The following is a 13,831-nucleotide window of genomic DNA, read 5'->3' as shown; positions in this document are numbered from 1 at the left end:
CTCGTCAGAGCGTATCTGAGTAGTCCGACACCGGTCGTGTGGATTTCTCCGCGGGGGTGGTGAGCGACTCGGCCGGATCGATCGGCTCCGGGGCGCCCAGATCGGAGGCCTCCTCGTCGGACAACGCACCGAGGCCCTCGCGCTCCTTGCGCGCCCGGCGGCGATCGTTGATCCGGGAGAACTGGATCGCCACTTCGAACAACACCGTCAGCGCCAACGCCAGCGCCAGCATCGAGAAGGGATCCTGCGGCGTCACGATCGCCGCGAACACGAACAAGCCGAAGGTGATCCCGCGCCGCCACGCCTTGAGCCGCTGATAGGTCAGCACTCCCACCAGGTTCAACCCGACGATCAGCAACGGCGTCTCGAAACTGACCCCGAAGATGATCAGCAACTGCAGGATGAAACTGAAATACTGCGACCCGCTCAGCGCCGTGATCTGCACGTTGTCGCCGATGGTCAGCAGGAAGCTCAGCGCGTGCGCGATCACCACATAGGCCAGCACCGCCCCCGCGGCGAACAACACCGTGCCCGAGGAAACGAACCCGATCGCGTACTTGCGTTCCTTGGCATACAGGCCCGGGGTGATGAACGCCCACAGCTGGTACAGCCAGATCGGCGCCGCCAGCACGACGCCCGCGGTCATGCCGACCTTCAATCGCAACGTGAACTGCTCGAACGGCGCGGTCGCCAGCAGACGGCATTCCCCGTCCTGGCTCAACGTCGCGCGCGCCGAGGAGGGCAGCGAACAGTACGGCCCGCGCAGGATCTCACCCAGGCTCTCCACCCCCAGGAACCCGTGCCCGTACCACAGGAACCCCAGTACCGTCGTCGCGATCACCGCCGCGATCGACACCAGCAACCGGTAACGCAGCTCCTGCAAATGCTCGACCAACGACATCGTGCCGTCGGGATTCATCCTGCGCTTGCTACGCCGCGGATCGAACGGGATTCGCATGGTTGGTGATCGCCCCTGGGTTCACGTGCCTCGCTCAGCTCGGCAACAGCACTGAGTCCGGAGTGAGCTGTTCCTCACTCCGGCGCGAGCGGATCCGCTCAGACCGACTTCGGCTCGGTACGGGGCTCGGTGGCCTGCGGCGACTGCTGCGCGGCGGGCAGCTGCGGTGCGGGCTGCTGAGCCGGCGCGCCGCTGTCGGACGCGTTGCTCTCGTGCTGCATCTGACTGACCTCGCTCTTGAAGATGCGCAACGACCGGCCCAGGCTGCGGGCCGCGTCGGGCATCCGCTTCGCGCCGAAGAACATCACGAAAACCACCGCAATGATCAGCCAGTGCCAGATGCTCAGACTGCCCATGATCTACCTCCCAAGACTGTGATGCCTCGATGCTACCGGACCGTGACGTGCGCGAACGCTGCCGTCACTGCTCGTTCGCCCCGCGTCCGGGCACGGCGCCCGCCGCGGCGGCCCGCAACTGGCCGAGCAATTCCCGGCCGGTCCACGCGCGCCTGCCGCCCTGTTCGGCGGCGACGATCAATTCGATCAGCCGCTGATTCACCGGTGTCGGCATCCCGACCATCGCGCCCAGTCCCACGATTTCTCCGCACAACCAGGAGATTTCGGTCTTACGGCCCAGTTCCAGGTCGTCCGCCATGGACGAACGCGCCATCGGATCGATGGCCAGCACCTGTCCGGCCAGCCGCTGGAACAGGCCGTCGGGGACGGTCAGCAGTGTCGCCATCACCCGGGGCGGCAGCGGAGTCAGCCGGGCGGGGCGAATTCGCGCCTTGTTCATCGCCGCGAGCGCTTCGCGCTGCGTCAGCGCGAGACAGCGACGGTAGTCCCGCTCGGCGAGCTCCTCCCGCAGCGGGCGCCCCGACAGCGCGTTGATCGGGTTGTTGAGATTGAGCAGGAGCTTCGCCCACTGCACCGGGCGCAGGTCGGGATACCGCCGCAAGCCGAGTCCCGCCCGCTCGAACACGTCCAGGTACGATGCCAGCGCCGGGTCGTCCTGCACCGCGAGCCCGCCCTCGGTGCCGCGATGGAAACGGCCGCCGGGATGGTGCACGACATTGAACATCACCATGCCTGCCAGCACCACGCAATGCGGCAGGATCTCGCGGATCACCGAGTCGTTGCCGATACCGTTCTGCAGGCTGAGCACCACGGTGCCCGGCCTGATCTTGCCCGCGAGATCGCGCACCGCCGCCGCTGTCGCCGCCGATTTCACCGTGACCAGCACCAGATCGGCCGATCCGACGTCATCCGGTTCGGTGGCGCGGTGGAATCGGTCCGCGGGTAACGCCTCGTCACCGCCGTCGAGGTCGGTGAGCCGGAGCCCGGACGAGCCGAGTTCGTCGAGCACCCGTCTGCGGCCGACCAGGGTGACCTCCGCGCCCGCCACGCCGAGTTTGCCGCCGACGAAGTTGCCGATGCTGCCCGCGCCTACTACCAGCACACGACTGTTCATGCCGGTAGGGCCTCTTCGTCTCTCATCGAGCCCCCAGGAATCCGGCTTCCTCGTAGGCGGCCAGCGCGGCGTTGGACCGCTCGCGCACCGCCGCGACCAGCTCCGGTGGCCCGAGGACGGTGACGCCCGCCCCGAAACCGAGCAGCAGGCGGGCCATCCAGTCCAGCGTGGCGAACCGCATGGTCGCCTCCAAGCTGCCGTCGGGATGCACCGCCAGCCGGTGCATCGGGTACTGATCGAGAACCCAGGCGTAGTCGGCGTGGATTCGTAAACGCGCTAAGGGCACCGCCGGATCGTCCTGGAACAGGTCCAGGCCCGCCGTCGCCTCGGTGGCATGCTTCGGCGGCCGGGCGAGTTCGTCCAACTCGGTCGCGGCCTCGATCCGGTCGAAGCGGAACAGCCGCACTCCCTCGGCCTGCCTGCACCAGGCTTGCAGGTAGCTGTTGTCGTCCACGAGAACGATGCGAATCGGGTCGACGATGCGTTCGGACACCACGTCGCGGCTGGCGGAGTAGTACACCAGCCGCAGCGCCCGGCCGAGCGCCAGCGCCGAGCGCACGGCCGCCACCGTGGGCGCCTCCTGCGGCGGCGTCGGGAATCGCCCGTCGGCGTCGGTGGACGCGCCGCCCGCGATCGCCGATTCGATCTTCGCGATGGCCGCGTGCGCCGCGGTGGGGTCCACCATGCCGGGCATGTCGACGATCGAGCGCAGCGCGACCAGCAGCGCGGTCGCTTCGGTGGAGGTCAGCCGCAACGGCCGGTCGATCCCTGCGGAGAAGGTGACCTCGATGCTCTCCTCGGAGAACGACAGATCGATCAGGTCACCCGGACCGTAGCCGGGCAGCCCGCACATCCAGAGCTGGTTGAGGTCGCTCATCAGTTGCTTGGTGGTGACGCCCAGGTCGGCGGCGGCCTCGGCGGCGCTGATGCCGGGGTGGGCGATGAAGTACGGGATCATGTTCAGCAGCCTGGAAAGCCGCACCGAGAGCCGCGAGCTCATGCCCGCACCTCCGTCCGGTCGAACACCGAACGCAACCGCGCGATGACATCGGCGCGGAGCGACTCGGGAGCCAGCACCACCGCGTCCGGGCCGAGGCCGGTGATGAGCCGAGCCAGCCAGTCTCGCGATCGCACCGGCAGCTCCACCACCGAACCCGCGCGGCCGCCCACGGTGCGCTCGCCGACGACCTGCCCGATCCTGCGCAGCTCACGTCCCCGGCCCTCGGCGACCCAGACCGTCGCCGACCCGCTGACCGGCGAGGTGCTGGTGACCTGGTCGACGATGGCACGCAGATCCACGCCCGCGGGCTTGCGGACCACATTGCGCGCGCCGTACGCGGTCACCTGGTCACCGATGCGCGACAGCCGGAAGCTGCGCACCGCGTCCCGGTCACGGTCGTGCCCGACCAAGTACCAGCGGCCCCGATGGGTGACGACGCCCCACGGCTCCACATCGCGCATCAGATAGGGGGCGTTGATCGCGCCGCGGTGTTCGAACCGCACCGCCTGACCGGCATCGATCGCGGCCAAGAGCTTCCCGAGCACCGGTTCCGAGCCTCGGGTGCGAGCGGGAACGGCGGGCACGGAGGCCACCGCGACGTCGGTCTCCACGTGAATGCCCGCGGCGCGCAGCTTGAGCAGCGCGCCCTCCGCGGCCGCGGCCAGCTCGGGCGATTCCCACATCTGCACGGCCACCGCGACCGCGGCGGCCTCCTGGTCGGTCAGGTCGATGTCGGGTAGCTCGTAGGCGTCGCGGTTGATCCGGTAACCCTCGATCGTCGAGTACCGGCTCACCGGGCCGACTTCCAGCGGAATGCCCAGATCGCGCAGTTCGTTCTTGTCCCGCTCGAACATCCGGCTGAACGCTTCGTCACTGGCGGAGTCCTCGTATCCGGCCACACTGTCCCGGATCCGCTCAGCGGTCAGGAACTGCCGGGTCGACAGCAGCGCGATGACCAGATTCATCAGCCGCTCGACCTTGGATATCGCCACCCGATAGAGGGTAATCTGCGCACCCGCGAGACCGCGCGGCGGCGCGCGATTCGGCGTTGTTTCGGCCGCGACGTCGACGGTTCACAGCGCCAGGGACAGTGTGCCGGACGAAACCGCTGTCAGCCCCCGGCCAGGTATCGCTCGACCTTCTCCACCTTGGTGGTGATCGCATCGGTCACGCCGGGCCGGATATCGGCCTTCAGCACCAGGCTGCACCGTGGCGCTACGGCGAGGATGGCATCGGTCGCCTGTTTCACCACGGCCATCACCTCGTCCCACTCGCCCTCGACGGTGGTGAACATGGCATCGGTGTGGTTGGGCAGTCCGCTGGCGCGCACCACGCGGACCGCTTCGGCGACCGCGCGCCCGACATCGACGCCGGTCCCGAGCGGTGTGACGGAGAAGGCGATGATCATGCCCGCCCGGTCACATGGACGCGATCAGGCGATCGACGCGCTCGTCCACCGAGCGGAACGGGTCCTTGCACAGCACGGTGCGCTGCGCCTGGTCGTTCAGCTTGAGGTGCACCCAGTCGACGGTGAAGTCGCGGCCCGCCTCCTGCGCGGCGGTGATGAAGTCACCGCGCAACTTGGCCCTGGTGGTCTGCGGCGGAGTGTCCACCGCCGCGTCCACGGCCTCGTCCTCGGTGACGCGCTTGGCCAGACCCTTGCGCTGCAGCAGGTCGAAGACGCCGCGCCCGCGCTTGATGTCGTGGTAGGCCAGATCCAGCTGGGCGATCTTGGGATCGGACAGCTCCATGCCGTACCGGTCCTGGTAGCGCTGGAACAACTTGCGCTTGATCACCCAATCGATCTCGGTGTCCACCTTCGCGAAGTCCTGCGCCTCGACCGCGTCCAGGGTGCGGCCCCACAGGTCGACCACCTGGTCGATCTGGGGATCGCGGTCCCGATTGCGCAGATGCTCCACGGCGCGGGCGTAGTACTCGCGCTGGATGTCCAAGGCGCTGGCCTGCCGTCCACCGGCCAGGCGCACCGGACGGCGACCGGTCAGGTCGTGGCTGACCTCGCGGATCGCACGGATCGGGTTGTCCAGGGCGAAGTCGCGGAACGAGACGCCCGCCTCGATCATCTCCAGCACCAGGGCGGCCGTGCCGACCTTGAGCATGGTGGTGGTCTCGGACATGTTGGAGTCGCCCACGATCACGTGCAGGCGGCGGTATTTCTCCGCGTCGGCGTGCGGCTCGTCGCGAGTGTTGATGATCGGCCGCGAGCGGGTGGTCGCCGAGGAGACGCCCTCCCAGATGTGCTCGGCACGCTGCGACAGGCAGAATGTGGCCGCCTTCGGGGTCTGCAGCACCTTGCCCGCGCCGCAGATCAGCTGGCGGGTGACCAGGAACGGCAGCAGCACGTCCGAGATCCGAGAGAACTCGCCCGCGCGAACCACCAGGAAGTTCTCGTGGCAGCCGTAGGAGTTGCCCGCGGAGTCGGTGTTGTTCTTGAACAAGTAGATGTCGCCGCCGATGCCTTCTTCGGCCAGACGCTGCTCGGCGTCGATCAGCAACTCTTCGAGGACCCGCTCGCCCGCACGGTCGTGGGTCACCAGTTGCGCCAGGTTGTCGCACTCCGCGGTCGCGTACTCCGGGTGGGACCCGACATCGAGGTAGAGCCGAGCACCGTTGCGGAGGAACACGTTCGAGCTACGGCCCCAGGACACCACCCGGCGGAACAGATACCGGGCCACCTCGTCGGGGGACAGTCGACGGTGACCGTGGAAGGTGCATGTCACACCGAACTCGGTCTCGATCCCCATAATTCGTCGCTGCACACCATCGACAGTACAGCCATGTGCGGGACTTGCGGGGTGCACCGAACAACCCGTATGCATACGTCTTCACAACGATTTGGCCCGCTTTGTCGGAATTTGCCCGGACGAAACGCCGCTTCGACCGAAGGATGCCCACCTCGACACCGGCTGCGGACATGCCGACGCGGCCCGCGAACGAGGTATCGTTCGCGGGCCGCCGAGCTCGTCGGCCCGAGCCGATCACTCCGCCGGCGGGTTGTCCTTCGCCGAGGGCTCCGCTTCCTTCTCGGACGCATCGGTCGCCTCCGCCGGGCTGAGCAGCCGCTCCAGGGCGGCATCCGCGACCCGCCGGAACGCCCGGCGCGGACGCGCCTGCTCCAGGGTCGCGACCTCGAGCGTGTTCACGCCCAGGACCCGCTTCTCCTTCTCGGTGCCCTCCGGCACGCCCGCCTGCAGCGCGCGCACCGCGACGCCGACCGCGGAGGCCAGGTCCAGACCCGGCTGGTAGGACGACTTCAAGGCGGTGACGATCGGCTCGGTCGTGCCGCCCATCACCACGTACTCCCGCTCGTCCACGATCGATCCGTCGAAGGTGATCCGGTAAAGCACCGACTGCGGCGCCTGCTCCGGATAGCCCACCTCCGCCACACAGATCTCCACCTCGTAAGGCTTGAGCTGATCGGTGAAGATGGATCCGAGGGCCTGCGCGTAGGCGTTGGCCAGCGCACGACCGGTCACATCGCGGCGATCGTACTGATACCCGCGGATATCGGCCTGCAGGATGCCGCCCCTGCGCAGATTCTCGAACTCGTTGTATTTGCCGACCGCGGCGAACCCGATGCGGTCGTACAGCTCACTCACCTTGTGCAGTGTCGTGGACGGATTCTCCGCGACGAACAGCACACCCTTCTCGTACGTCAGCACCACGACGCTGCGCCCCCGACCGATGCCCTTGCGGGCCAGTTCGGTCTTGTCGCGCATGATCTGCTCGGCCGACGCGTAGTACGGCAACGTCATGCTCAGGCGGTCCCTTCTTCGGCGGCCTCACGGTCGGCGACGATTCCGCGAGTGATCTCCGCGAGCCGCGACTCGGTCACCTCGACCGCACCCTCCTCATCGATCACGATCGCCGTCGGGAAGATGCCGCGCACCAGATCCGGGCCACCCGTCGCGGTATCGTCGTCGGCCGCGTCGTACAACGACTCGACGGCGATGCGCAGCGCGCGATCCTGATCGATTCCCTTGGCGTACAACTTCTTCAGCGCGGACTTCGCGAACACCGAGCCGGAACCGACCGCGGCGTACCCGAAACGCTCCTCGCTGCGTCCACCCACCACATCGAACGACACGATGCGACCCGCCTTGTCCGGGTCGGTGGCGCCCAGGTCGTAACCGACCAGCATCGGCACCACCGCCAGACCCTGCAGGGCCGCGGGCAAATTCTCGCGCACCATCTTCGACAGCTTGTTGGCTTTGCCGTCGAAGGTCAGCGGCACGCCCTCGAGCTTCTCGTAGTGCTCCAGCTCCACCGCGAAGATCCGCACCATCTCCACCGCCATGCCCGCGGTGCCCGCGATGCCTGCGGCGGAATAGCTGTCGGTGATGTAGACCTTTTCGATGTCTCGGCTGGCCAGCAGGTTCCCCTGCGTCGCTCGCCGGTCACCGGCGATCAGCACACCGCCGCGGTAACTCACCGCGACGATGGTGGTGCCGTGCGGGGCTATCTCCTTCGCGGAAGTGCCGCCGGATATTCCGGCGGCACCCTGTCCGAACCTGGTGGCAGGCAACAGGTCCGGAGCATGCATACGGAGATAGTCGGAGAAGGAAGAGAGGGCGTACCCCAGGTGGAGACGCGAGGGGTCACCGACTGTCACTGGCCACCTTTCTGCACGTACGCGCGGACGAAGTCCTCGGCGTTCTCCTCGAGCACGTCATCGATCTCGTCGAGCAGGTCGTCGGTTTCCTCCGCCAGCTTCTCGCGGCGCTCCTGACCGGCGGCATCCACACCGTCCGGGCCCTCGTCCTCGTCGCCACCCCCGGCGCGCTTGGTCTGCTCTTGTGCCATGGCAGCCGACCTCCTCTGTCCTCACCATGACCGGGACCCATCGTGAGCACGATCCCGATCATGAGCATTGTCCGTGCTCGTTCCTCAACACTACCTACCAGCACCGACAGTGTGCCTATTTTGCCCTGTCATCGGCCGCGCGGGCGCGGCGTGTTCGCGGGCGGTGTTTGTTTGCAGCACCTGCGGCGCTGCGTGTTCGCGGCCCCCTTGTGGCTCGCGTCCGAGTGGCCACCGCTTGCTCCTTCGTCGCCTACGCGGTGGCCACTCGGACGCGAGCCGGGCCGCGAACGGAACATGCTCGGTCTCGCTTCGCTCGAAACCTGGGGCTGAGCTGGTGGTGGCGTAGCGCACTAGTGAATCGGTCGAGTGAATCGGTCGGCCATCGAATCTCAGCGCGACGGCGCCGAACCTGCCGGACTACGACCGCGACCACAACTTCACGCCGACCGGTGTACAGGCCCGCCGAGCATCGTGTCTCGCAGCCTTTGCCGGTGCGCGGGCAACGCGTTCGCCGAAGATTCGCGAGCGGCACCCCGTAGCGCGACCGCCCGACGCGGGGCCCGCGGTCGAGTACGACGCCTCGGTCTACGAACTGGGCAGCATCGCCGATCTCCCGAGCGTCCCCGGCGTCGCCGAACACGCGTAGCCCGGCCGACCCGCGGGATGGCCGGGACACGCGCTGCCGAAGATTACGTCGTGAGCTGTTCGACCAGGTCGGCGGCCGTGGTCACGCCGTCGAGGAGCTTGCCGACGTGGGCCTTGGTGCCGCGGCGGGGTTCCAGGGTGGGGATGCGGACCAGGGAGTCGCCGCCCAGGTCGAAGATCACCGAGTCCCAGCTGGCCGCCGCGATGTCGGCGCCGAAGCGGCGCAGGCATTCGCCGCGGAAGTAGGCGCGGGTGTCGGTGGGCGGGTTGGTCATGGCGTCGAGGACCTGTTGCTCGTTGATCAGGCGCTTCATCGAGCCGCGGGCGACCAGACGGTTGTAGAGGCCCTTGTCCAGGCGCACGTCGGAGTACTGCAGGTCCATCAGGTGCAGCTTGGGGGCCGCCCAGCCGAGACCCTCCCGGCTGCGCATGCCCTCGAGCAGGCGCAGCTTGGCGGGCCAGTCGAGCAGGTTGGCACACTCCATCGGATCGCGTTCGAGCAGGTCGAGCACCATCGCCCAGTTCTCGATGATGTCCTGGACGCGCTTGTCGTCGTTGCCGGTGCGATCGACGAATTTCACCACCCGGTCCAGGTAGACGCGCTGCAACGCGAGGCCGGTCAGCTCGCGGCCGTCGGCGAGCGCGACGGTCGCCCGCAGCGTGGGGTCGTGACTGATCGTGTGCACCGCGGTGACCGGGCGCGCCAATTGCAGGTCCGAGAGGTCCTCGCCCGCCTCGATCAGGTCGAGGACCAGGGCGGTGGTGCCGACCTTGAGGTAGGTCGACATCTCGGCCAGGTTGGCGTCCCCGATGATGACGTGCAGTCTGCGGTACTTGTCGGCATCGGCGTGCGGTTCGTCGCGGGTGTTGATGATGCCCCGCTTGAGCGTGGTCTCCAGGCCGACCTCGACCTCGATGTAGTCCGAGCGCTGGGACAGCTGGAAGCCCGCGTGGTCGCCGGATTGGCCGATGCCGACCCGGCCGGAGCCACACACCACCTGCCGGGACACGAAGAACGGGGTGAGCCCGACGATGATCTGGTTGAACGGGGTGTCCCGGCTCATCAGGTAGTTCTCGTGGGTGCCGTAGGAGGCGCCCTTGCCGTCGACGTTGTTCTTGTACAGCTGCAGCCGCGGGGCCCCCGGCACGCTCGAGGCGTGCCGCGCGGCGGCCTCCATCACCCGCTCGCCCGCCTTGTCCCAGATCACCGCGTCCAGCGGGTCGGTGACCTCGGGCGCGGAGTATTCCGGGTGGGCGTGGTCTACGTAGAGCCGGGCGCCGTTGGTGAGGATCATGTTGGCGGCACCCACCTCGTCGGCGTCGATCACCGGCGCGGGCCCGTTCATCCGGCTCAGGTCGAATCCGCGCGCGTCGCGCAGCGGCGACTCCACCTCGTAGTCCCAGCGGGTGCGCTTCGCGCGCGGCACGCCCTCCGCCGCGGCGTAGGCCAAGACCGCCTGGGTCGAGGTGAGGATCGGGTTGGCCGACGGCTCGGTCGGGGTCGAGATGCCGTATTCGACCTCTATTCCGATGATGCGCTGCATGCTGTCGAGCCTATGCGACGCACCCGGCGCAACCGGTCGCGACCGGCGGAGTCCAATGTCATACCGCAGGTGGTACTTCCGGAGGACTCGTCGCGGCGCAGGTCGGCGCGATAGTCGGGACATGTCCGAATCGATCGCCGACCGCCGCGCGGAGAGCACCGAACAGCGCCGATCGGCGCCCGCCCGCACCCGGCTGGTCGCATTGGACGTGCTACGCGGGATCGCGATTCTGGGCACCCTCGGCACCAACATCTGGATCATGACCAACCCGCAGGGGTTGGTCGGCTACCTGCACGACCTGGGCGGGCAGGCCGGCGGATGGACGTGGACCGAGCGCGTGCTCCAACAGGCGGCGCAGGGCAAGTTCCTCGGGCTGCTCACCGTCATGTTCGGCATCGGCCTGGCCATCCAGCAGCGCTCCGCGACGACGGCCGGGCGCCGCTGGCCGGGCAAGTACCCCTGGCGCGCGGGACTCCTGCTGCTGGACGGTCTGCTCAATTTCGTCTTCGTCGCCGAGTTCGACGTCCTGATGGGTTACGCGGTGACCGGCCTCGTCGTCGCGTTCGTGCTCGCCACCGGCGAGCGTGCGCAGCGGCGCTGGCTGGTCGGCGCGGCGGCCGTGCACGCGTCGCTGTTGACGCTCATCGCGCTGGCTCTGGTGTTCGCACCGCGCCGAGATGCGGCCGCACGTCCCGCGCTGGACCCGAATCCGTACGCGGAGGGCTCGTTCTGGGATCTCGCGATGTTCCGGCTCGGCCACGCCGGGTTGTTCCGGGTGGAGGCGGTCTTCGTCTTCGCGATGTCGGTCGCGCTGTTCCTGACCGGAGCCCGGCTGTTCCGGGCCGGGGTGTTCGGCCCGGAAGGTCGGCGGATCCGGAAGCGGCTGATGATCCTCGGGTTCGGCGTGGCTGCGCCGATCGACTCGGCCGTCGGCCTCATCGGCGGTGGCGACCTCATCCTGTTCACCCGTTACGGCAGCGCCCCGTTCGTCGGTCTCGGCATTCTGGCGGCGGTCGCCGAGTGGTACCTGCGGCGTCCCGTGGCCGGGTTCGCCGGGCGGCGCCTCACCGAGATCGGCCGCACCGCGCTCAGCTGCTACATCCTGCAGAACCTGGTGGCATCGATGCTCTGCTACGGCTGGGGTTTCGGACTCGCCGCCCGCGTCTCACCCGGCGACCGCGTCCCGTTCACCATCGGTGTCTACCTGCTGGTGGCGGTGATCATCGCGAGCGGAGCGCACCTGTGGTTACGCCGCTTCGAGCGAGGGCCGGTGGAGTGGTTCTGGAACGTGAGCTACCGGACGCTGGCCCGGGAACGCCGCGAACGCCCGCGGGCCTGACCATGCCGACCGGCTCGGCGCCGAACTCGGCTGCGCCACCGGGCTTGTCGCACCGGGGCGCGGACGAGAGGGCCGGACGCGGCGCTCGGCTGCCGTTACCGTCTTACTGTGACGCTCGCCGATCGCTACCCCTTGCTGCACACCCCCGCTCACTGGGCATGGGGTGATCTGGATGTGCGGTTCTCCACCACGCTCCCGTCCGACGAGCTGGTCACCAACATCCACGTGGTCTGCTTCGTCGGCGACGAGATCGTCCTGTGCCGCGACGATCGCGACGTCTGGCTGATTCCCGGCGGCACCAGGGAACGCGGCGAGTCGATCGACGCCTGTGTACGCCGCGAACTGCTCGAGGAGGCGGGAGCGTGCCCGCTCGGACCGATCGCATGGTTCGGCGCCCACCACGCGACGAGCAACAGCGCCGCGCCGCATCGCGAGTGGCAGCCCCATCCGCACAAGGCGTGGCTCTGGTGCACCGCCGACGTGGTGCTCGATTCCGCGCCGACCAATCCCGACGACGCCGAGCAGATCCTCGAGGTGCGCACTTTTCCGGTCGCCGAGGCGATGCGGCGGGCCGAATCCGACGGCGAGCACCTGAGCGAACTCGTGGCATTGGCCGTCGAGCTGCACCGGCCCGCGTTGCGGCCCGATCGTCCCATGTGACCGCCTGGCCTCGGCCCGGCCTGTTCGGACGCCGCACCACCCACGGGATCGGGGCAGAATCGAAGGATGGCAACGGCAACTTGGCACGGCCGCGTCCTGGCGACCAGCAACGACACCATCCTCATCGAGGGCAACCACTACTTCCCGCCGGACTCCATCCGGCCGGAGTTCTTCCAGCCCTCCGATACGCACACCTACTGCCCGTGGAAGGGCACCGCCAGCTACTACACGGTGGTGGTCGACGGAGACTCCAATACCGATGCCGCCTGGTACTACGCGGAGCCGAAGACCAAGGCGGCGCAGATCAAGGACTATGTCGCGTTCTGGCGCGGCGTCGAGGTGACCGAGAACTGACCGACGGACTTTCGCTGCGAGCAATCGAGTAGCGAACTCATGATCGATGCCGGAATCCGGTCGTGAGGCCGTCCGGGTGGTGATCGGCGGGCCGGGTCGGCGGCACCGCGAGCCCGATCCCGGCGACAGGTGGTAATCGGAGGAATCGGGAATACCGCCCGCGCGAAACCGATACGCTCATCCCAGGATTCAGCGCGAGTGTCTCAGCCGGGAGCATCCCATGATGAAGGCTCTGGTCACCAACGGCTTCTCGATGTCGCCTGTGGGCGCAGCGGACGAACCATCGCAGGCGGGTGTCGCGCTGCTGCGGCCCGGGGTCTTGGCTTTCGCCGGATCGATCGGTCCGACGGAGTTGCACGCGCACCACGCGGTGCAGATCGTCGCCGCGAGCACTCCGATCGTGGTGGTGGACGGCAGCGGCGTCCGCAGGCAGGGCACCCACGTCATCGTGCCGACCGACGCGCCCCACCGCATCGACGTGGGCGCCGCGCACGGCACGGCCGTCTACCTCGATCCCGAGACCGCGGCCGGTGCGGCGGCGGACCGCAGAGCCCATCTCAACGGCTGGGCCGACAGCACCGACACCCTGGGCATCACGGCCGGTAGCGGCGATCTGACCGCGCAGGTCACCGCCGTCGTCGACGAACTGCTGCCGCAGGACGGAGCGTCCGGCGCGGGCGAGCGGCACGCGGTGATCACGGCGGCCCTGCAACTGCTGCCCGCTCTGGTGCGCACGGGCTCGGTGCGCGGCTCGGACGTCGCTCGCCAACTCGGCATTCCGGCGCCCCGGCTCTCCCATCTGTTCACCGAGCAGATGGGCATCCCGTTGCGCCGCTACATCGTCTGGCTGCGGCTGCACATCGCGCGGACCCGCGCACTGGCCGGGGACGACCTCACGACCGCCGCGCACGCCGCGGGTTTCTCCGACGGCGCGGACCTCACCCGCACCTGCCGCCGGACTTTCGGTCTGCCGCCCTCGGTGCTGAGCCGCACCGACGAACCGGCTGCGGACGCGTAACTCTTCCGTCCCGCGATCGGCT

At 68.4% G+C, this 13,831-nt stretch carries 15 protein-coding genes; 4 read left to right on the top strand and 11 right to left on the bottom strand.

Going from position 1 to position 13,831, the window contains the following annotated elements:
* Window positions 1-4 precede the first annotated feature (4 nt).
* From tatC to dop, 11 genes are all read right to left on the bottom strand, one after another.
* Window positions 5-958: a twin-arginine translocase subunit TatC gene (gene tatC / locus NG1_RS19605; protein WP_062972820.1), complete on the bottom strand. Its 954-nt coding sequence runs from the start codon at window positions 956-958 to the stop codon at window positions 5-7.
* Window positions 959-1,056: 98 nt separating this feature from the next.
* A complete protein-coding gene (gene tatA, locus NG1_RS19600) occupies window positions 1,057-1,314 on the bottom strand; it encodes a Sec-independent protein translocase subunit TatA (RefSeq protein WP_062972818.1) in 258 nt (85 codons plus the stop codon).
* A gap of 64 nt (window positions 1,315-1,378) precedes the next feature.
* Window positions 1,379-2,428: a 2-dehydropantoate 2-reductase gene (locus NG1_RS19595; RefSeq protein ID WP_062972816.1), complete on the bottom strand. Its 1,050-nt coding sequence runs from the start codon at window positions 2,426-2,428 to the stop codon at window positions 1,379-1,381.
* 22 nt (window positions 2,429-2,450) lie between these two features.
* Window positions 2,451-3,428 (bottom strand): helix-turn-helix transcriptional regulator, encoded by a 978-nt coding sequence (locus tag NG1_RS19590; RefSeq protein WP_062972814.1) that lies wholly within the window; start codon window positions 3,426-3,428, stop codon window positions 2,451-2,453.
* Window positions 3,425-4,420, bottom strand: a complete 996-nt coding sequence (locus tag NG1_RS19585) for a helix-turn-helix transcriptional regulator (protein ID WP_174315383.1) — start codon at window positions 4,418-4,420, stop codon at window positions 3,425-3,427. The genes NG1_RS19590 and NG1_RS19585 overlap by 4 nt, the downstream gene beginning before the upstream one ends.
* Window positions 4,421-4,539: 119 nt before the next feature.
* Window positions 4,540-4,836: a thiamine-binding protein gene (locus tag NG1_RS19580; protein WP_062972812.1), complete on the bottom strand. Its 297-nt coding sequence runs from the start codon at window positions 4,834-4,836 to the stop codon at window positions 4,540-4,542.
* 10 nt (window positions 4,837-4,846) lie between these two features.
* Entirely contained in the window at window positions 4,847-6,205 is a 1,359-nt protein-coding gene (pafA, locus tag NG1_RS19575; protein WP_174186519.1) for a Pup--protein ligase, read from the bottom strand.
* Window positions 6,206-6,424: 219 nt separating this feature from the next.
* Window positions 6,425-7,201, bottom strand: a complete 777-nt coding sequence (gene prcA / locus NG1_RS19570) for a proteasome subunit alpha (protein WP_062972810.1) — start codon at window positions 7,199-7,201, stop codon at window positions 6,425-6,427.
* Between the two features lie 2 nt (window positions 7,202-7,203).
* Entirely contained in the window at window positions 7,204-8,058 is an 855-nt protein-coding gene (prcB, locus tag NG1_RS19565) for a proteasome subunit beta (protein WP_062972808.1), read from the bottom strand.
* Window positions 8,055-8,249 (bottom strand): ubiquitin-like protein Pup, encoded by a 195-nt coding sequence (locus NG1_RS19560; RefSeq protein ID WP_014986166.1) that lies wholly within the window; start codon window positions 8,247-8,249, stop codon window positions 8,055-8,057. Before NG1_RS19560 ends, prcB begins: the two co-directional genes overlap by 4 nt.
* 689 nt (window positions 8,250-8,938) lie before the next feature.
* The gene (dop, locus tag NG1_RS19555; RefSeq protein WP_040867183.1) at window positions 8,939-10,438 is read right to left on the bottom strand and encodes a depupylase/deamidase Dop; all 1,500 of its coding nucleotides are present in this window, start codon (window positions 10,436-10,438) and stop codon (window positions 8,939-8,941) included.
* Between the two features lie 121 nt (window positions 10,439-10,559).
* Between dop and NG1_RS19550 the strand changes: the two genes are divergently transcribed.
* The 4 genes from NG1_RS19550 (at window position 10,560) to NG1_RS19535 (ending at window position 13,809) form a co-directional block, all read left to right on the top strand.
* Entirely contained in the window at window positions 10,560-11,777 is a 1,218-nt protein-coding gene (locus tag NG1_RS19550; protein WP_084499038.1) for a DUF418 domain-containing protein, read from the top strand.
* 108 nt (window positions 11,778-11,885) lie between these two features.
* The gene (locus NG1_RS19545; protein WP_062972806.1) at window positions 11,886-12,437 is read left to right on the top strand and encodes an NUDIX hydrolase; all 552 of its coding nucleotides are present in this window, start codon (window positions 11,886-11,888) and stop codon (window positions 12,435-12,437) included.
* 66 nt (window positions 12,438-12,503) lie between these two features.
* Window positions 12,504-12,791: a DUF427 domain-containing protein gene (locus tag NG1_RS19540; protein ID WP_062972804.1), complete on the top strand. Its 288-nt coding sequence runs from the start codon at window positions 12,504-12,506 to the stop codon at window positions 12,789-12,791.
* Window positions 12,792-13,011: 220 nt separating this feature from the next.
* A complete protein-coding gene (locus NG1_RS19535) occupies window positions 13,012-13,809 on the top strand; it encodes an AraC family transcriptional regulator (RefSeq protein ID WP_309247300.1) in 798 nt (265 codons plus the stop codon).
* Window positions 13,810-13,831: the final 22 nt, after the last annotated feature.

The sequence above is a fragment of the Nocardia gamkensis NBRC 108242 genome (genome assembly GCF_001612985.1).
Taxonomy (GTDB): Bacteria; Actinomycetota; Actinomycetes; order Mycobacteriales; family Mycobacteriaceae; genus Nocardia; species Nocardia gamkensis.
Note: the sequence above shows the minus strand (reverse complement) of the source record. Positions and strands in the feature narration are given on the sequence as shown.